The organism is Streptomyces sp. NPDC001700 (assembly GCF_053596435.1).
Genome location: NZ_JBSFGE010000008.1, coordinates 341,062 through 358,444 on the forward strand (window position 1 = coordinate 341,062; position 17,383 = coordinate 358,444).

15 protein-coding genes are annotated in these 17,383 nt (G+C 72.4%); 3 read left to right on the forward strand and 12 right to left on the reverse strand.

Annotated features, from left to right (window positions below):
- Positions 1–6 precede the first annotated feature (6 nt).
- Positions 7–822: an SAM-dependent methyltransferase gene (locus tag ACWC5C_RS18285; RefSeq protein WP_450876378.1), complete on the reverse strand. Its 816-nt coding sequence runs from the start codon at positions 820–822 to the stop codon at positions 7–9.
- A 73-nt stretch (positions 823–895) separates the two neighbouring features.
- Entirely contained in the window at positions 896–1,771 is an 876-nt protein-coding gene (locus ACWC5C_RS18290) for a helix-turn-helix domain-containing protein (RefSeq protein WP_450876379.1), read from the reverse strand.
- 352 nt (positions 1,772–2,123) lie between these two features.
- Here ACWC5C_RS18290 and ACWC5C_RS18295 point away from each other — a divergent pair, with 352 nt between their 5' ends.
- A complete protein-coding gene (locus ACWC5C_RS18295) occupies positions 2,124–2,558 on the forward strand; it encodes a hypothetical protein (protein WP_450876380.1) in 435 nt (144 codons plus the stop codon).
- Here ACWC5C_RS18295 and ACWC5C_RS18300 read toward each other — a convergent pair.
- From ACWC5C_RS18300 to ACWC5C_RS18335, 8 genes are all read right to left on the reverse strand, one after another.
- A complete protein-coding gene (locus ACWC5C_RS18300; protein WP_450876381.1) occupies positions 2,548–3,924 on the reverse strand; it encodes an ABC transporter substrate-binding protein in 1,377 nt (458 codons plus the stop codon). The genes ACWC5C_RS18295 and ACWC5C_RS18300 overlap by 11 nt on opposite strands.
- A 123-nt stretch (positions 3,925–4,047) precedes the next feature.
- Entirely contained in the window at positions 4,048–5,286 is a 1,239-nt protein-coding gene (locus ACWC5C_RS18305) for a sugar ABC transporter permease (protein WP_450876382.1), read from the reverse strand.
- The gene (locus ACWC5C_RS18310; protein ID WP_450876383.1) at positions 5,277–6,056 is read right to left on the reverse strand and encodes an ATP-binding cassette domain-containing protein; all 780 of its coding nucleotides are present in this window, start codon (positions 6,054–6,056) and stop codon (positions 5,277–5,279) included. The genes ACWC5C_RS18305 and ACWC5C_RS18310 overlap by 10 nt, the downstream gene beginning before the upstream one ends.
- Positions 6,057–6,070: 14 nt before the next feature.
- On the reverse strand, positions 6,071–7,156 hold the full coding sequence (locus ACWC5C_RS18315) for a sugar ABC transporter substrate-binding protein (RefSeq protein ID WP_450876384.1): 1,086 nt from the start codon (positions 7,154–7,156) through the stop codon (positions 6,071–6,073).
- Position 7,157: 1 nt separating this feature from the next.
- Complete coding sequence (locus tag ACWC5C_RS18320) at positions 7,158–9,635, reverse strand: SpoIIE family protein phosphatase (RefSeq protein WP_450876385.1); 2,478 nt, start codon at positions 9,633–9,635, stop codon at positions 7,158–7,160.
- A 222-nt stretch (positions 9,636–9,857) separates the two neighbouring features.
- Entirely contained in the window at positions 9,858–10,214 is a 357-nt protein-coding gene (locus ACWC5C_RS18325) for a hypothetical protein (RefSeq protein ID WP_385441693.1), read from the reverse strand.
- 80 nt (positions 10,215–10,294) lie between these two features.
- Positions 10,295–11,158 carry an SAM-dependent methyltransferase gene (locus ACWC5C_RS18330; RefSeq protein ID WP_450876387.1) on the reverse strand — a complete coding sequence of 288 codons (864 nt, stop codon included), beginning with the start codon at positions 11,156–11,158 and terminating at the stop codon, positions 10,295–10,297.
- A gap of 121 nt (positions 11,159–11,279) precedes the next feature.
- Positions 11,280–11,927, reverse strand: a complete 648-nt coding sequence (locus ACWC5C_RS18335; RefSeq protein WP_450876389.1) for a hypothetical protein — start codon at positions 11,925–11,927, stop codon at positions 11,280–11,282.
- A 96-nt stretch (positions 11,928–12,023) separates the two neighbouring features.
- Here ACWC5C_RS18335 and ACWC5C_RS18340 point away from each other — a divergent pair, with 96 nt between their 5' ends.
- Positions 12,024–12,635, forward strand: coding sequence for a GOLPH3/VPS74 family protein (locus ACWC5C_RS18340; protein WP_450876391.1), 612 nt, complete (start codon positions 12,024–12,026; stop codon positions 12,633–12,635).
- 13 nt (positions 12,636–12,648) lie between these two features.
- On the opposite strand, the gene ACWC5C_RS18345 is transcribed toward ACWC5C_RS18340, so the two are convergent.
- Complete coding sequence (locus tag ACWC5C_RS18345) at positions 12,649–13,782, reverse strand: carboxylesterase/lipase family protein (protein WP_450876393.1); 1,134 nt, start codon at positions 13,780–13,782, stop codon at positions 12,649–12,651.
- Complete coding sequence (locus ACWC5C_RS18350) at positions 13,773–14,666, reverse strand: MBL fold metallo-hydrolase (protein WP_450876395.1); 894 nt, start codon at positions 14,664–14,666, stop codon at positions 13,773–13,775. Before ACWC5C_RS18350 ends, ACWC5C_RS18345 begins: the two co-directional genes overlap by 10 nt.
- Positions 14,667–14,739: 73 nt before the next feature.
- On the opposite strand from ACWC5C_RS18350, the gene ACWC5C_RS18355 reads away from it, so the two are divergent.
- Positions 14,740–17,376, forward strand: coding sequence for an ATP-binding protein (locus ACWC5C_RS18355; protein ID WP_450876397.1), 2,637 nt, complete (start codon positions 14,740–14,742; stop codon positions 17,374–17,376).
- Positions 17,377–17,383: the final 7 nt, after the last annotated feature.

Below are 17,383 nucleotides of genomic sequence, written 5' to 3' on the forward strand. Positions count from 1 at the left end.
AGCGCGCTACGGCTTGCGGGCCACTGCCCCGTACATGGCGATGTCCTCGTCCTTGGTGACCTCGGTGCCCCGGCCGTCCGGATGCCACTTGTGCACCTGGATGACACCGGGCTCGACCAGGTCGAGCCCGTCGAAGAACTGGGCGGCCTCGGCCTCGGTGCGCAGCCGCATGGGCATGTCGCGCGCCGCGTACTCGCGGGCCACGCGGCCCACTTCCTCCGGCGCGAAGTCGGCGGTGCCGACCGACATCGCCAGATAGCTGCCCGAAGGCAGCGGCTCCAGGAGGCGGTTGACGATCCCGTAGGCGTCGTCCTCGTCGAGGACGAAGTGGACGATCGCTATCACCGTCAGGGCGACCGGCTTGCCGAGGTCGAGGGTGTCGCGCAGCTCCGGCGCGGCCAGGATCGCGGCGGGGTCGCGCATGTCCGCCTCGACATAGGTGGTCTTCCCCTCGGGCGTGCTGGAGAGCAGGCCCTGCGACAGGGTGAGGACGATGGGGTCGTTGTCCACGTACACGACCCGCGAGTCCGGGGCCACCGCCTGGGCGATCTCGTGCAGGTTGGGGGAGGTGGGGATGCCGGTTCCGATGTCGAGGAACTGCCGGATGCCCGCCTCCTCCGCCAGATAGCGCACGGCCCGGTTCATGAAGTCGCGGTTGGCCCGCATGTGGACCGGCAGCGCGGGCCACTCGCGGGCCATGGCGTCGCCCGCCTCCTTGTCTGCGGGGTAAAAGTCCTTGCCACCGATGATGTAGTCGTAGATCCGCGCCGAGTGTGCGCTCTCGGTGTCAATCCGTTCCGCCGGCCATCCGTTGTCGCGCAACGCACGCCCCTCCCAATCAGCTCGTCGGTCAACTGTCACGGTCAACTATCGCCGTCAACTATCCGGGCCCACGTCACAGCTCCTCGCGGATCGCGCCGAGCAGGGCCTCGGTCTTCTGGGCGGGCGCCGACTGGGCGCTCACCCGGTCCAGCGCCTCGCGGTACACCACCACGTCGTCGGTCTTGTCCAGATAGACCGCTCCGATCAGCCCGCCCAGATAGACGATGTCAGGCAACTCGGCGGCCCGGAACCGGAAGACATGGAACGCCCCGGCCGTCATCGCCGGATGCGGACCGGCGCTGAACGGCATGATCTGCAGGGTCACATGCGGCAGCGCGTTCAGGGCGATCAGATGGTCGATCTGGGCGCGCATCACGGCGGCGCCCCCGACCGGCCACCGCAGCACGGTCTCGTCCATCACGACCCACAGCCGGGGCGGGGACTCGCGGGACAGCAGCTCCTGGCGCCGCATGCGCAGGGCGATCCGGCGCTCGGTGGCCTCGGCGGGGACATGCGGGTTGCCCGCGCTCAGCAGGGCGCGGGCGTAGTCCTCGGTCTGCAGCAGGCCATGGACGAACTGCGGCTCGTACGCGCGGATCTGGAGCGCCGCCTGTTCCAGGCTCAGATACGCGGCGAACCAGTCCGGCATCACATCGCGGTAGACATGCCACCAGCCGCGCTTGTTGGCCTCGCGGACCGACTTCAGAAAGGTGTCGATCTCGTGCTGGTCCGTGACGCCGTACGTCTGGAGCAGCTTCTCGACGTCAGCGAGCCGCAGCCGGGCCACCTTCGCGGCTTCCATCCTGCGGATGGTCGAGTGGCTGACGCCGATCGCCGCGCCCGCCTCGTCGAAGGTGAGCCCGGTCCGGGTCCGCAGCTCCTCGAGCTGCCTGCCGAGGATCATGCGGAGGACCGAGGGAGCGCCACCCCATGCGGATTCCGCCGCCACTCCCTGCCTCCTCACGCCGCGTTCCACGGTCGCAGTCTGTCACGATCATCCGTCGTCGCCGCATCTGCATCCAACGACTTGCAAATTTCAAGTTACCTCTTGCAACCCGTTCGTAGCAGATGACACAGTGGACATGCCGTCACCGACTGTGTGACTCCGCGGCAGTTGGCCCGCGGTACCGGGGGAAACGTCGGACGGGTTGGACCGATTCGCGGCCCGACGGCGGCGGAACGTTCGCGTGTGTACGTCGGTAGGCACCGGGCAGTGCAGGACCGGCGCTGTCCACAGTGCGCAGGCAGACGAAAGGCGACCGATCGTGGTTCCCCCCACCCTCCCCCTGCCTTCGGCTCACATGCCGCGGAAGAAGTCCCCGCATCTCGCGAGCGGCCCGCCGGGGCTCCCGCGCGGTGCGCGCCGTGGCCGGCTGGCCCTCCCCGCGGGGCTTTCCGCCGGGCTGGGCTATGACGCGGTCGGGATGTCCGCGGACCACGGGAAGCGGGTCATGGACCGGCTGCCCCGCATCGGATGTATCTTCGCCTGCGATGACCAGTGGTGGTGGATCGTGCCCGCCGGATCGCATATCGGCCTGGTGTGGCCCGCCGTCACCAGCTACTCGATCGGGGCGTACGTGGGTTCGTCCAGCGGGCCGCGCGGCGCCAGGGCGCCCCGTAACCTCCGTCTCGTCCACCATCCCGAGGACGACTCTCCGTACACGCCCCCGATCCCGCTCTACTTCATGGCCTGCCACATCGCCGGTGTCATGCCGTGCTGGTCGGTCACCGACTAGCGCCCCGGCCGCCGGTGCGGTAGTCCGCCACCGCGTCCTGGGCGAGCTTCTGGGAGATCTGCAGGGCCTCGCGCACCGACTGCTTTCCGGCGATGGCCGCGCTGATCTGCGCGGAGACCTTGGTGCCGAGGTCGGCGAACTGCGGGATGCCGACGAACGAGATGCCCTGGTAGGGACGTGGGCCCACGCCCGGGTTCTTGGGGTCGGCGGAGTTCTTCACCGCCGCGTACTCCTGCCGGTACCAGGTGGCCGCCGCGCGCTGGTAGTTGGGGTTGGTGTAGAGCGACTGGCGGCTGCCCGCCGGGGCCTCGTTCCAGCCGAGCGTGTCGCCGATCTGCTCCTGGTACTGCTTGGAGGAGGCCCAGGAGATGAACTTCCAGGCGGCGTCCTTCTTCTTGGAGGCGTTCTCGATGCCCCAGGCCCAGGTCCACAGCCAGCCCGCCCTGCGGGTGTCCTCGTGCGGGGCGGGGGCGTAGCCGACCTTGCCCTTGACCGTGGAGCCGTCGGATTCGATCGAGGTCGCGAGCGAGCTGGCGTCGTACATCATGGCGCATTTGCCCTGGCTGAAGTCGGCGAGGATTTCGAGGACTCCGCTGCGGGCGGCGCCGGGCTCGCCGTACTTGCGCACCAGGTCGACATAGAACTGAATCGCCTTGGTGAACTCCGGCGAGGTGAGCTTGGCGTTCCACTGCATGTCGTACCAGGCGCCGCCGAAGGTGTTCACCACGGTGTTGATGGGGGCGAGGTTCTGGCCCCAGCCGGGCAGGCCGCGCAGGCAGATGCCGCTTGCGCCGTCGGTGCCGTCGATCTTCGCCGCCAGCGAGGCGACCTGCTTCCAGGTCGGATCGCGCGGCATGGTCAGCCCGGTCTTGCGGAAGAGGTCCTTTCGGTACATCAGGAAGGACCCCTCGCCGTAGAAGGGCTCGGCGTAGATCTTCCCGTCGGCGCCGGTCAGCGCCATGATCAGGCTGGGGAAGATGTCCTTCTGGTCGAAGGCCTTGTCCGCCTTCGCGTAGGAGTCCAGCGGGGCGAGCCAGTGGTTCCTGGAGTAGATCGGCACCTCGTACGCGCTCACGCTCGCCACGTCGTACCGGCCGCTCTGCCGCGCGAACTCCCTGTTCATCAGCTCCCGCGCCTCGTTCTCCGGGAGCAGGGTGTAGTCGACGGTGATGCCGGTCCGCGAGGAGAAGTACTTCTTCGTGTACTGCTTCAGGGTCTCCATCTGCGGATTTTTGACGGCGAGCACACGAATGCTCTCCTTCCCCTCCCGGGAAGACCGCACGCCGGTGCCCTGGCAGCCGGAGACCACCAGGGCCGCGGCGAGCGCGGCCGCCGTGGCCGCGCGGGTGAGAAGAAGACGTTTCATCGCACTCCGATGGTCACGGTGAGCGCATCGGATCCTTCCAGCACATCCGGCGAGATGTCTGGCTTGCCCGGAAATGGGAAGCCCTTTGTGCAGCATAGCGTCACGCCCGGACCGTGACGACCGTCAGGTGGGGGCGCGCGCCTGAGCGGAACGCCGGGCGAGCGAGTCCGCGACCACGGCCGCCAGCAGCACCCCGCCGGTGACCATGAACTGGACGGCGTCCTGGATGCCCAGCAGCGCCATGCCCGAGGCGATCGACTGGATGACCAGCGCGCCCAGCAGCGCCGACCACGCCGAGCCGCGCCCGCCGAACATGCTGGTACCGCCGATCACCGCCGCGGCCACCGCGTTGATCAGCAGCATCCCGGAGCCCGCCGCACGGGCCGTCGTCGGGCTCGCCGAGGTCAGCCCCGAGGCCACGAACAGCCCGCCGACCGCCGCCAGCGTCCCCGACACCATGAACATCGCGATCCGCACCCGCGTCACGTCCACCCCGGCGCGGCGGGCCGCCTCGACCCCGCCGCCCACCGCGAACACCTTCCGCCCCGAGCGGGTGCGGCGCAGCAGCAGATCCGAGCCGACGACGACGGCCAGGAAGATCAGCAGCCCCAGCGGCACGCCCTGGAACCGGGTGAGCGTATGGGCGGTGGCGAACGCGATCACCGCCAGGGCGGCCGTGCGCACCCCGATCTCGGCCGCCGGACGGTACGGCATCCCGGCGTCCCGGCGCCGCCGCCGGGTCCGCCGCGCGGCCAGGAAGTACCCGGCCGTGCCGAGCGCGGCCAGCCCGTACGCGATGACGCCACCGCTGAAGTAGAGGCTGGTCAGGGCCGCCACCAGCCCGCTCTCATCGATGTTGATCGTGCCGCTCGCGCCCAGCAGGTAGAGGGTCAGCCCGTTCCAGGCGAGCAGCCCGGCGAGGGTCACCACGAACGCGGGCACCCCGACCCGGGCGAAGAAGAACCCGTGCACCGCGCCCACGGCCGTCCCCGCGACCACCGCCACCACGATCGCGAGCCATTCCGGCATGCCGAGGTACACATTCAGCACGGCGAACGCGGCGCCCGCCAGCCCGCTGACCGAGCCCACCGACAGGTCGATCTCGCCGATCAGCAGCACGAACACGATGCCCACCGCGACCAGGCCGGTGGCGGCGATGTCCACGCTGAGGTCGGACAGATTGCGCGGCGAGAGGAAGTTGGCGTTCAGCCCCTGGAAGATCAGCCAGATCACGACCAGGCCGAGGATGACCAGGAGCGGACCCCGCTCGCCGACCCGCAGCCCGCGCCGGGCCGCCTCGCCGCCGCGCAGCCGGTGCCGGACCGCGTCCGCGTATCCCCGGAAGCTCTCTCCTACGGCCATGCCCCCTCCTCACCCGTCGTGCGGTGGGCCACGGCGTTGTCGGCGGCGCCGGTGATGGAGGAGATGATGCGTTCCTGGGTGGTGGTGGGCACCTCGAAGAGCCCGTTGTTACGGCCCAGGCGCAGCACCGCGACCCGGTCCGCGACGGCCTTGATGTCGCCCATGTTGTGGCTGATGAGGAGCACGCCGAGACCACGGTCGCGCAGCTCCTCGATGAGGTCCAGCAGCTGGCTGGTCTGCTCGACGCCCAGGGCGGCGGTGGGCTCGTCGAGCAGGAGGACCCTGGGCTCGCTCAGCAGCGAGCGGGAGATCGCGACGGCCTGCCGCTGGCCGCCGGACAGGATGGCGACCGGCGCCCGCACATCGGGGATGCGGATGGACAGCGTGTGCATCAGGTCGCGGGCCCGCCGCTCCATCTCCACCTCGTCGAGGATCCCGGCGCGGGAGACCTCGCGCCCGAGGAAGAGATTGCCGACGACGTCGAGGCTCTCGCACATCGCGAGGTCCTGGTAGACGGCGGCGATGCCCAGGGCCTGCGCGTCGTGCGGCCGTTTGATCTGGACGCAGTGGCCCTCCCACTCGATGACGCCCTGGTCGGCGGGGCCGACCCCGGCGATCACCTTGACCAGGGTGGACTTGCCCGCGCCGTTGTCGCCCACCAGCGCGACGACCTCACCGGCCCGGATCTGCAGGTCGACGTCCATCAGCGCCTGGACGCCGCCGAAGCGCTTGGAGACGCCGCGCAGCGTCAGCAGGGGAGGGGCTGCCACCGAAATCACCTCCGTCAGCGGGTGAGGCCGGCCTTGTCGCAGGCGGGCCGGAGCTTGGGCGTACAGATCTCCTCGATCGTGTACACACCGTCCTTGACCAGGGTCTTCTTGATGTTGGCGGCCGTCACGGCGACCGGGGTGAGCAGGGAGGCCGGGATGTTCCGGGTGGTGGGGCTGTCGACGGTCGTCCGGGCGATGTCGCGCAGGCTCTGGCCCCGCCCCAGGGCGACGGCCATGGTGGCGACGGCGTTCGCCTCGGCCTTGAAGGGCTTGTAGACGGTCATGTACTGGTCGCCGCTGACGATGCGCTGCACGGCGTCCAGGTCGGCGTCCTGCCCGGTGACCGGCGGCACCGGCCTGATCCGCGCGGACTTGAGGGCCGAGATGGCACCGGCGGCGATGCTGTCGTTGGCCGCCAGGACACCGCCGATCCGGCGCGGGCCCAGCGCGGTGATGGCGGCCTCCATGTCGTCATACGCGTTGTCCGGGCGGTACTCGACGACGTCGTACGACTTGCCGATCCTCACCTTGTCCCGGAGGACGGACATGGCGCCCTGCTTGAACCAGACCGCGTTGGGGCTGCTCGGATCGCCGTTCATCATGACGATCTCGCGGCCGTCCCCCTTGGCCCGCAGGGCGTCCAGCAGCGCCCTGGCCTGGAGCCTGCCGACCTGTCCGCCGTTGAACGAGGCATAGCCCGAGATCGGGCCCTCGGCGAGCCGGTCGTAGGCGACGACCGGGATGCCTGCCTTGTGCGCCGCCTGCACCGAGGAGCGCAGCGCCTTGGCGTCGACGGCGTCGAGGATCAGCGCCCCCACCCCTCGGGTGACCATGGAATTCATCTGCCGCTGCTGGCTCGCCACGTCGTCCCCGGCGTTGGCGTGGTCCACGGTGCAGCCGGGGCACAGCTCCTTCACCCGCTTCTCGATCAGCGGCCGGTCGGCCTTCTCGTACCGGGTGATCTGCTGGCTCGGCAGCAGCAGGCCGACGGTGAAGCCGCTCCCGCGCGCCCCGCCGCTCTCTCCGCAGCTCGCCAGGGAGGCGGCCAGCAGCCCCGCGGCCACGGCGGCGACGGCGCTGCGCGTACGGGACATCCTCATGTCATCCACCCCCTTGCTGGACGCGGGGACCGGGTTCGGTGTCACCGGGGGCACGCCGTGGTACGACGATCTCGCTCCACACCTGCTTGCCCCCGCCGACCGGTACGGAGCCCCAGGACGCCGACATCGCCTCGACCAGCAGCAGCCCCCGGCCACCGGTCGCCTCCCAGTCGGTGACCACGGGCTTGGCGGGCGCCCGGGGGGATGAGTCCGTCACCGCGACCCGCACCCGGTCCACGGCGTACGTGAGGTCGAGGCGGACCGTGCCGTGGGTGTGCATCAGTGCGTTGGTGACCAGTTCGGAGACGACCAGCAGCGTCACATCGGCCTGGTCCGACAGTCCCCACGAGCGCAGCGTGCGCGCGGTGAAACGGCGGGCGTGCATCACGGCGTCGGGCAGCCGCCACACCAGCCAGCCCGCCCTGATGGGCCGTACCCGCATGCCGTCGTACCGCAGGAGCAGCAGCGCCACGTCGTCGTCCCGCCGGTCGGCCACCGCGAGCAGTGCGTCCGCCATCCGGTCGAGGTCCATGGGTGCGGCGGCCAGCGCGGCCCGCATCCGGCGCATGCCCTCGTCCAGATGGAGCGTCGAGGACTCCACCAGACCGTCCGTGAGCAGCGCCAGGACGGTGCCCGGGGCCAGCGGTTCCGCCGTCATGGGGAACTCCGCGTCCGCCACCACCCCCAGCGGCAGCCCGCCCTCGACCTCCACCTCCTCGGTGGTGCCGTCCGGGCGGCGCACCAGCGGCGCCAGATGCCCGGCCCGGACGAACCAGGCGTTGCCCTCCTCCATGTCCAGCTCGACATAGCCGCAGGTGGCGAAGAGATCCGCCTCCATGCCCACCAGCAGCCGGTTGGCGTGCGACACCACCACATCCGGCGGATGCCCCTCCACGGCGTACGCGCGGACCGCCGTCCGCATCTGGCCCATGATCGTCGCGGCGGCGGCGCTGTGCCCCTGCACATCGCCGATGACCAGTGCCACCCGGCTCTCGGATAGCGCGATGACGTCGTACCAGTCGCCACCCACCTGGAGTCCCCGCATCGCGGGCAGATAGCGGGCGACGGCCACCCCGCCGGGCAGCGGCGGCAGACTGCGCGGCAGCAGGGAGCGCTGGAGCATGGTGGCCAGCTCCTGCTCGGCGTCGTAGGCGTGCGCCCGCATCAGGGTCTGGCCGACCAGCCCCGCCGTCGCGGTGAGCAGGGAGCGCTCCTCGGGGCCGAACGGATGCGGGGCGTCCCAGCCGATCAGACACACCCCCGCCACCTGGCCGTGGGCCGGGAGCGGCAGCACGGCCAGCCCCCCGGGGCCGATGCCCGCGAGCCCCGGCTCCAGCGCGGCCCCCGCGGGCCACAGCCGTGGGCGGCCCTCCCGCAGCGCCGCCCGCAGGCTCGGCAGCGCGTGCAGGGACGCGTCCGGCCACTCGGAGTGCCACTCCGAACGCCACAGCTCCGGCCACGCGTCGGCCTGCGGCGGATCGAGCCCCACCACCACCAGCCGGTCCGCCTGCAGCTCGGCGAGCGCCACCCGGTCCGCGCCCAGCGGCTCGCCGAGGGCGGCGACCACCACCCGGCTCACGTCCCGGACCGTCATCGCGTTGTCGAGCGCGGTCGTCAGCCACTGCACCCGGGACACGTCGTCGGCGCGGGAGCGCAGCGCGGCGGCGCTGGTGACCACGCCTACCACGCGCTCCGGCCGCCCCGCCGCGTCGGTACTCACCCGGCAGCTCAGCCGGAGCCAGCGCACTTCGCCGGTCGAACGGCGGATCCGGAACTCCAGCTCACGGTCCCCGGCCCCTTGCGCGGTGGGCTCGACGACCGACAGCAGCGCGGGCAGGTCCTCCGGCACGGTGCGCGCGAGCAGCGTGTCCACCGTGCCGTTGAAGTCGTCCGGCGCGATGCCGATCAGGTCCAGCAGGGTCGCGTCCGCCTCGATCAGGCCGGTCCCGGGCAGCAGCACGAACGAACCGACGCGCAGACTCCGCAGCGCGGGACCCAGCAGCGTGGTCGCCCCGGTGCGGGGCGCGGTGGCGGACGCACCGGCCCCCCGGAGCCGGGTGGCGACGGCGTCGGCGTACCGCAGCAGAAAGCCCCGCTGCTCGGCCTCGAAGCCGTCCGCGGCGCTGCCCACGATGAGCAGACAGCCCAGCCTGCTGCCCTCGGTCCCGAGCGGCAGCGCGCCCAGCGAGGCGCCGGGCCACCGCACCGCCGACCCGTCCTGCTGGTAGGTGGCGAGTGCCGTGGAGTCCAGCCACAGGGGGCGGCCGGTGCACAGGGCGTCGGCGGCGGGCGAGCGGCCGGAGAGCGCGTAGTGCTGCGGCAGGGCGGCGTGCGGAGCCGGGCCGGCCCCGGCCGCCCTCGCGGTCTCGACCAGCCGCAGGCCGTCGCTCCCCTCGCCCAGCACATAGACGGCCGCCAGCGACACCCCGGCGAACGCCAGAACCCGCTCCCTCCCGGTGGGGTCCGGCGCCGGGGACATCGGACCGGCACCATGGGGCATGTTCCCGTCTGCCTCCCCTCCGTGCCGCAGGTACGGGCAGGTGGAAGTCCCCGGAACACGGGCGGCGAGGGCAGGGGTGCCACATCCGGCGATGCCGGACCGCGCCGCCCAGGAGTGGCAGGGCACCCACCCACCAGAATGTCACAGCTCAGGGAAGCCGCAGGGCGGGCCGGGCGGCGGCGGGGAACCGCGGTGGGTCGACTACAGCATGTCGACGATGCTGGGCGGCGCGAAGAGATGGCGGGCCCGGTGCTCCAGGGCGAGGACGGCGGGAAGATTCCCGGACGCGTCCGACACGCACCGCTCGCACTCCTCGTCGGCCTCGGGCAGCTCCGAGACATGGCGGGTGGCGATGTGCCGGGCCAGCCGGATCTGGGTCGACACGATGGAGTCATGGGGATCGCAGTCGATCCCCGGCCCCAGCTCCTCCAGCGCGGCGTCCACCAGCTTGGGGGCCTGCTTCATCGCCCGGTACAGATCGGTGCACTTGCCGCATCCCCACATCCAGGGCGGAGGCAGCGGCCACTCGTCAGCGGGGTCCACGTTCCTGGCGCTCATGCCGTCACAGTAGCGAACTGAGAGGGCACGCACAGTGACTTGGCGTAAATCCCCTCAATCAGCCATCTGCCAGGGCTTTGCTAGGACTTACGGGCGACGCCCGCCCAGAAGGAGACCTCCTCGTCGGTCACATCGCCGGTCTCCACTCCCGGGTCCCCGGTGGCCAGGTCGGTGCGCCAGCGGTGCGGCACCACGAGGCCGGGCTCGACCAGCTCCAGACCGGTGAAGAACCGCTCCACCTCGTCCCGGGAGCGGATCTTCCCCTGGATCCCGCCGCTGTGGTAGATCTGCACGGTCCGCTGGGTGGCCTCGGGGTCGAAGTCCGGGGTGATGTGGCTCAGGACGAGATACGAACCGGGCGCGAGCGCGTCTACCAGCTTGCCCACGATCTTGTGCGGCTCCCAGTCGTCCGGCACGAAGTGCAGCAGCGCGCACAGGCTCAGGGCCACGGGCTGGGACAGATCCAGCACCTCGGTGACGCCGGGGGAGGCGAGGATCGTGTCGGGGTCGGCGACATTCGCGTCGACGTACGCCGTGCGCCCCTCGGGACTGCTGGTGAGCAGCGTCTGCGCGTGGGCCAGCACGATCGGGTCGTTGTCGGCGTACACCACCCGGCACTCCGGGGCCACCGACTGGGCGACCTCGTGCAGATTGGGCCGGGTGGGAATGCCGGTGCCGATATCGAGGAACTGCCGGATGCCCCGCTCGGCGGCGAGGAACCGGACCGCGCGCTGCATGAACGCGCGGTTGGTGCGCGCCGCGACCATGACCCCCGGCCACAGCGTGAGCACCTTGGCGGCGGCCTGGCGGTCGGCGACGTAGTTGTCCTTGCCGCCCAGGAAGTAGTCGTACATCCGGGCGCTGTGCGGTCGTCCCTGGTTGAGCGGGGTGTTGGGGGGCTCCGGCCCACTCCCGGTCTGGGGTGCTACACCTTGCGCGGTCACGTGGCGTTCTCCTCCGTAGCGCGGCGGCTGTTTGCCAAGGATCGTAGGCCGCCCGGGATGGCCGGTTACTCGCGGGTCCGGCTAACTGCGCGTAGGGGAGCGGCCGTTGAGGACGGGCTTGTCAGCGCAGACGCACGCGCCCGCCCGAGAAGTGGCCGAGCGCCTGGTCGATCTCGCTCTCGCTGAGCGGCTGGAGGGGGTGGTAGGCGGCGAGGCGAAGCCGCGAGACCCCCTTCCAGGACCGCCGTGTCAGGCGCCGGACCTCGGGCTGGTCCAGCCCCCTGACTCCGGGGGCGGTGGCGGCCCCGGGGGCGAGCGCCACCCGCAGGGCGCTGATGCGGCCACGGACCTTCACCTGGACGTTCGCGACCGTGGTCCAGGGGAGGAAGACGTCCTCGGGCGCCGCGTCGACGACACACCACAGGCCCTCATCGGTCACCCGCATCGCGACCGGGGAGATCTCCTTGACCGCCCAGGTCTGCTTGAGCCGCCGTAGCACGGTGAACTGGCGCTGGGCATCGCGCAGGTAGATCGGCACCGGCCACGCGAAGAGCAGGAACCACAGCTCGGTACCCCCGAGATCCACGGCGAAGGCCATCGCGGCTATCGCGGCGGCGAGCAACACGGTAATGACGACCGTGCCCCACGCGGACCACGGCAGGGTACGCAGCAACGAGGCCCGCACCCGGGCCACCGTCCCCGGGTCGGTCTTGACGACGTACTCCTGGCCCGCCCCGTGTTCCATGTGCATGACCACAGTCTCGATCACCAGGCCAGGGAAGCCAAGTCCCCACCTGGGCGGATGCATCCGCAACGACCCGGGAGGACACTGGTCGTAACGGTCGCCGTGACAGGGAGCCCTTTCATGACCACACCGCGGGACCTGTTGATCGTCACCATGGACGCGGAACCCAGCCGCCTCGTGGAGCGGGGCGATCTGTCGCTCGCGCTCGCCGGAGCCGAGCTGATCGACCTGCTCGCCGCCCGGGAGGCCGGGCTGGACGGCGAGCGCGTCGTGCCGGGCCCGGCGGGGGCGCCCGGCGATCCGCTGCTGCACCAGGCCGCCACGTCGCTTGTGCGGGAGGAGCCGTACGAGACCGTCGGCGACTGGCTGTGGCGCCGGGGCCGAGGGCTGTCCGCGGACTATCTGTCCGCGCTGGAGGCGAACGGGCAGCTCGTCCGGCAGCGCAACCGCCGCTGGAAGGTGTTCTGGACCCGTGAACTGGCCCTGGTCGACACCGACGCCCGCCGCCGGGCGGCACACCGCCTGCGGTCGGATGAACCCGTCCTCGCCGCCCTGACGGAGGCCATCGGCCTCCGCGAGCCGGACGGCGAGGCACCGAAGGTGTCCGACGACGCGGTGGCGCGGGTGCTCGCCGCCCTCGACGACGCCCTCGCGGAGCTGGCGGCCGAACGGCAGCGCCGGGACCGGCGGCGCGACGAGGCGGCCGTGGACAACGTCCGCCGCGGCTACTGAACCACGGCGCCCCCTACCCGAACCGGCGCGATCCCGCCCAGCCCGGATCCCCCGTGGTGGCGAAGCGCACCCACGCGCCGTGCATCTGCGCGGCGAGCGACGGCGGGATGTCCGGCCCGAGCAGCCCGTCCGGCGTCCGCAGCGCGGGCAGATCGGTGTTGTCGAACACGAACGGGAGTTCCGCGGTGTGGCACGCGCCGTGCGGACCGTCCCGCCAGTCGAAGTCGTAACGGAACGCCTTGCCGTGCAGTGACACCAGCCGCTGGCTGCCGTCCCGGAACATCGCGTCGATGGCCGTGCTGTGCTCCGGCCGCTGATAGAGCCGCGACTCCTGGGTGTTCGTGCCCACCAGCAGGTCCACCGGGTGCGCCTGGGGTACGTCGTCCAGCACCACCCCGAACGGGGTCAACCGGGCCCCGGCACCGGGTAGTTCGCCCACCACGGACACCAACTCCTCGTCGGGGATGTCGGCGAACCCCGCCACCGTCGCCGGAACGCCAAGACGGTCCGCCAGCGCCCGGGTCGTCTCCGCCGCCTGCTCGCCGGTCCGCGTGTGCAGCCCGCCGCTCTGGCTGATGGCGCGCCGGAACAGTCCGGCCGCCTCGGGCGTCACCAGCAGCCCGCTGACCAGCATCGCGCCCGCCGACTGCCCGAACACCGTGACCCGGTCCGCGTCCCCGCCGAACTCCGCGATGTGTGCGCGCACCCACCGCAGCGCGGCGACCACGTCCAGCAGGCCACGGTTGCGCGGGGCGTCCGGCAGATCGAGCCAACCGGGCGCCCCGAGGCGGTAGTTGAGCGTGACCAGGACGACGCCGTCGCGGGTGAAGGACGTCCCGTCGTACAGCGGCGCCTGGCCGGTGCCGGACAGGAAGCCGCCGCCGTGCACGAAGACCATCACCGGCGCGTTCGCGTCCGGCCGCACCTCCGGAGTCCACACATTGAGCGTCAGATAGTCGTCGCCGCGCACCCAGCCCGGACCCATCACCGGGCTCAGGTCCACCGCGAACCGCCGTACCGGGGCGGGGGCGGTCGGCCCCGGCCCGTCGAAGCCGCGCACACCCTCCACCGGCGTCGGCGCCGCGAACCGCGCGGCACCGGTCGGGGCGGCGGCGTACGGGATGTTGCGGAAGACCGTCACCGCCATGCCGCCCACTCCTTCACCGCGAACCGGTCGCCGTCGCGCCGCACTTCGGCCGCGCCCGCGCCGGGGAAGTGCGCGGGGAACAGCAGGGCACCCTCGTCCGAGGCCGACTCCAGCACCCGGCGCCGGGCGATCCGTGCCCGGTCCTCGTCCTCGTCGAAGCAGGGGCTGTCGTGCGGCTCGGCGATCTGCAGCGGGCTGTGCAGCAGGTCGCCCGCGAACAGCGCCCGGTCCGTGCCCGACCGCAGCCGTACGACGGCGGAGCCGGGCGTGTGGCCCGGGGCGGCCTCGAGGCGCAGCTGCGAGTCGATGTCGTAGTGGTCGCCCTCCCACAGCACGGTCTGCCCCGCCTCGTGGACCGGGGCCACGCTGTCCTCGAAGACGTTCGCCATGCCCGGGCCGGAGCGGGTGCGGTGGCCGTTCGCCGGGTTCCAGTAGTCGAAGTCGGCGCGGGAGATCACGTACCGCGCGTTCGGGAAGGTCGGCCGCCATTCGCCGTCGACCAGATGGGTGTTCCAGCCGACGTGGTCGCCGTGCACATGCGTGCAGATCACCGTGTCGACGTCCGCCGGCCGCACCCCCGCCGCGGCCAGCTCGCCGAGGTAGTCGGTGTCCAGGTGGTGGAAGAGCGGCATGTGCCGCTCGCGGCCGTTGCCGATGCCGGTGTCGATGAGGATGGTCCGGCCCTCGCTGCGCAGCACCCAGGTCTGGATCATCGTGCGCACCTGATCGGCGGCCAGGTCCACGAAGTCGGGTGCCAGCCAGCTCTCGTGCGCCCGCCAGTGCTCCATGGGTACGTCGGGAAAGATGATGTCGCGGGGGAGGCCCCTGGGGGGCAGTTCGACGACGCGGGTGATGTCGACGTCGCCCAGTGTCATGGTGTCCATGCGTCCAGCCTGCTCCCGGGCCCCCGGCCGGCGGTATCCGTCACATGACTGCACCGGCGGATACAGTCGGGTGATGACCATGGTGGGGAGGGAGCGCGAGAGCGCGGCCGTGCTCGGTGTGACCAGCGGCGTGCTCATCGTGACGGGAGAACCCGGCGCGGGCAAGAGCAGCCTGCTCGGGCTGGCGGCGGACCGGCACCGGGGGCGGGTGCTGCGGATGACGGGCAGCGAGAGCGAGGCGAACCTGCCGTTCGCCGCCCTGCACCAACTGCTGCGACCGGTCCTCGGCGACGCCACCCGGCTGCCCGCCCGCCAGCGGTCGGCGCTGCTCGGCGCGATCGGGGCCGACGACGGCGACGCCACCGGCCCGCCCGATCGACTCCTCCTCGGCGTCGCCCTGCTCGCCCTGCTGTCCGACCTCGCCCAGCGGTCGCCCCTGCTGGTGGTCGTGGACGATCTGCAGTGGATCGACACCGGCTCGCTGGAGGCCCTGGCCTTCGCCGCCCGGCGCATCGATGACGAACCCCTCGCCGTCCTCGCGGGGGCCCGGGACACGGCGGGTGCGGCCCCGGCGGCGTTCTCCGGATGCCCCACGCTCCCGCTGGGCCCGCTGGATGCCGCCGCCGCGGTCCAGCTGCTGGACGGGCAGCCGCATCCGCCCACCGGCGGCCGCCGGATGCGCGTCCTCGACCAGGCCGCCGGAAACCCGCTGGCCCTGGTCGAACTGGCCCGCGCGTACGGGGCGTCAGGCCCCACCCTCGCCCCGGACGCCACCACCGAGGACCTCCTGCCGCCCACCGACCGCCTGACGCGGCTCTACGCGGCCGACCTCGACGCCCTGCCCGAGGCCACCCGCCACGCCCTGCTCCTGGTCGCCGCCGACGAACGGGCCGTGGCGGGCCGGATCGAGGCGCTGGCCCCGGCTGAGGCCGCCGGACTGCTCCGGATCACCGGCGGCGGCGACGCCCGGCGCGCCCGCTTCCGGCATCCGCTGATCCGGTCCGCGATCTACCACTCCGTACCGCTGGCCGCCCGGCGCCGGGCGCACCGCGACCTCGCCGCCTCACTCCATGCCGAACCCGACCGCCGCGCCTGGCATCTGGCCGCCGCCGCGGAGGGCCCGGACGAGGAGATCGCCGCCGCGCTGGAGGAGTCCGCGGGCCGGGCCCGGGAACGCGGCGGGTACACCGCCGCCGTCACCGCGCTGGAGCGCGCCGCCGAGCTGAGCCCCGCACCCCACGACCGCGCCCGCCGCCTGGTGGCGGCCGCCCGCGAGGCCGTCGCCACCGGCCAGCCCCACTGGGTACGCGAACTCGCCGCCCGGGCCCGCGCCCTCACCGACGACCCGGCGCTGGTGGCCGAGGCGTCGCTGCGCGTCGGGCAGGTGCTCACGCTGAGCGCCGAGCATGACACCGCGCTGACGCTGCTGACACGCGCCGCGGAGGACCCCCGGCTACGCCGGACGGCCACCGTCCTCGCCTCCGTGGCCGGTTTCTACTCCGGCGACGAGGACCACCGGCGCACCATACGGGCGCGGGCGGAGGGCGACCCCTGGATGCTCACCGTGACCGACCCCACGGAAGCCCGCTCCGCACACGTGGCGGCGCTCCCGGCGCTGGTGGAACGCGCGGACGGCGACCCCGCGCTGCTCAACTCCCTCGGCGCGATGGCCTGGCTGCTCGACGAGACGGCCCTCGCGGTACGGATCTTCGACGACGCCCTCGACCGCTGGCGGCTGCGCGGCACCCTGCCCACCGGCCTCGGCTGCTGCGCCGGGTGGGCGTACCTGGACCACGGGCTGTGGGCGCAGGCCCGCATCGCCGCCGCGAACACCGCCTCCTCCGTCGCCGGGCTGCCCCACCTCGAAGCCGCCGTACGGTCCCTCGAAGCCGCCCCGCTCGCCCTGACCGGCCGGACCGCCGAGGCCCGCACCGCCGCGTCGGACGCCCTCGCCCTCATCGACCCGCACCGCAGCCGCGCGGTCGCCGCCCGCGCCCGCTGGGCGCTCGGCATGGCCGCCGTCGCCGAGGGCGACCAGGCGACCGCGTACGAACAGTTCCGCCTGCTGTTCACCGCCGACGGCGACCCCGTCCACTACGCGTGCTCCCACCCCGGAATCGCCGAACTCGCCGCCGCGGCCGTACGCACCGGCCACCACGCGGAGGCCGCCGCCATCGTGGAACGCACCGAGAAGCGGCTCGCCGACGACCCCTCACCCCGGATGCGCGCCCTGCTCCACCGCGCCCACGCCCTGCTCGACCCGTCCCGCGCGGAACCACACTTCCACTCGGCCCTGGCCGACCCGGCGGGCCGCCAATGGCCCTTCGAACGCGCCCAGATCCTCCTGGACCACGCCGAATGGCTGCGCCGCGCCCAGCGCATCACCGACGCCCGCCCCCTCCTCCACACCGCCCTGGAAACCTTCCGCCGCCTCGGCGCCCACCCCTGGACCGACCGCGCCCAAGCCGAACTCCGCGCCGCGGGCGTAGACCCGGCCCCCGCCACCCCGGACGCCCTCACCACCCTCACCCCCCAGCAGCAGCACATCATCCGCCTCGCCGCGAAGGGCCTGAGCAACCGAGAGATCGGCGAACGCCTCTTCCTCTCCCCCCGCACCGTGGGCTCCCACCTCTACCGAAGCTTCCCCAAACTCGGCGTAACGGCCCGAGCCCAACTCCGCGACGTCCTGGAAGCCTCCGGTCAGACGTAGCCGGGCC

Bases quoted from the DNA above. Each gene is read 5' to 3' on its own strand.
- ACWC5C_RS18295 (WP_450876380.1), top strand. From the start codon at position 2,124: ATGCCGCGGAAGAAGTCCCCGCATCTCGCGAGCGGCCCGCCGGGGCTC.
- ACWC5C_RS18325 (WP_385441693.1), bottom strand. From the start codon at position 10,214: ATGAGCGCCAGGAACGTGGACCCCGCTGACGAGTGGCCGCTGCCTCCG.
- ACWC5C_RS18345 (WP_450876393.1), bottom strand. From the start codon at position 13,782: ATGGCGGTGACGGTCTTCCGCAACATCCCGTACGCCGCCGCCCCGACC.
- ACWC5C_RS18315 (WP_450876384.1), bottom strand. From the start codon at position 7,156: ATGAGGATGTCCCGTACGCGCAGCGCCGTCGCCGCCGTGGCCGCGGGG.
- ACWC5C_RS18355 (WP_450876397.1), top strand. From the start codon at position 14,740: ATGACCATGGTGGGGAGGGAGCGCGAGAGCGCGGCCGTGCTCGGTGTG.
- ACWC5C_RS18320 (WP_450876385.1), bottom strand. From the start codon at position 9,635: ATGTCCCCGGCGCCGGACCCCACCGGGAGGGAGCGGGTTCTGGCGTTC.
- ACWC5C_RS18305 (WP_450876382.1), bottom strand. From the start codon at position 5,286: ATGGCCGTAGGAGAGAGCTTCCGGGGATACGCGGACGCGGTCCGGCAC.
- ACWC5C_RS18350 (WP_450876395.1), bottom strand. From the start codon at position 14,666: ATGGACACCATGACACTGGGCGACGTCGACATCACCCGCGTCGTCGAA.
- ACWC5C_RS18300 (WP_450876381.1), bottom strand. From the start codon at position 3,924: ATGAAACGTCTTCTTCTCACCCGCGCGGCCACGGCGGCCGCGCTCGCC.
- ACWC5C_RS18340 (WP_450876391.1), top strand. From the start codon at position 12,024: ATGACCACACCGCGGGACCTGTTGATCGTCACCATGGACGCGGAACCC.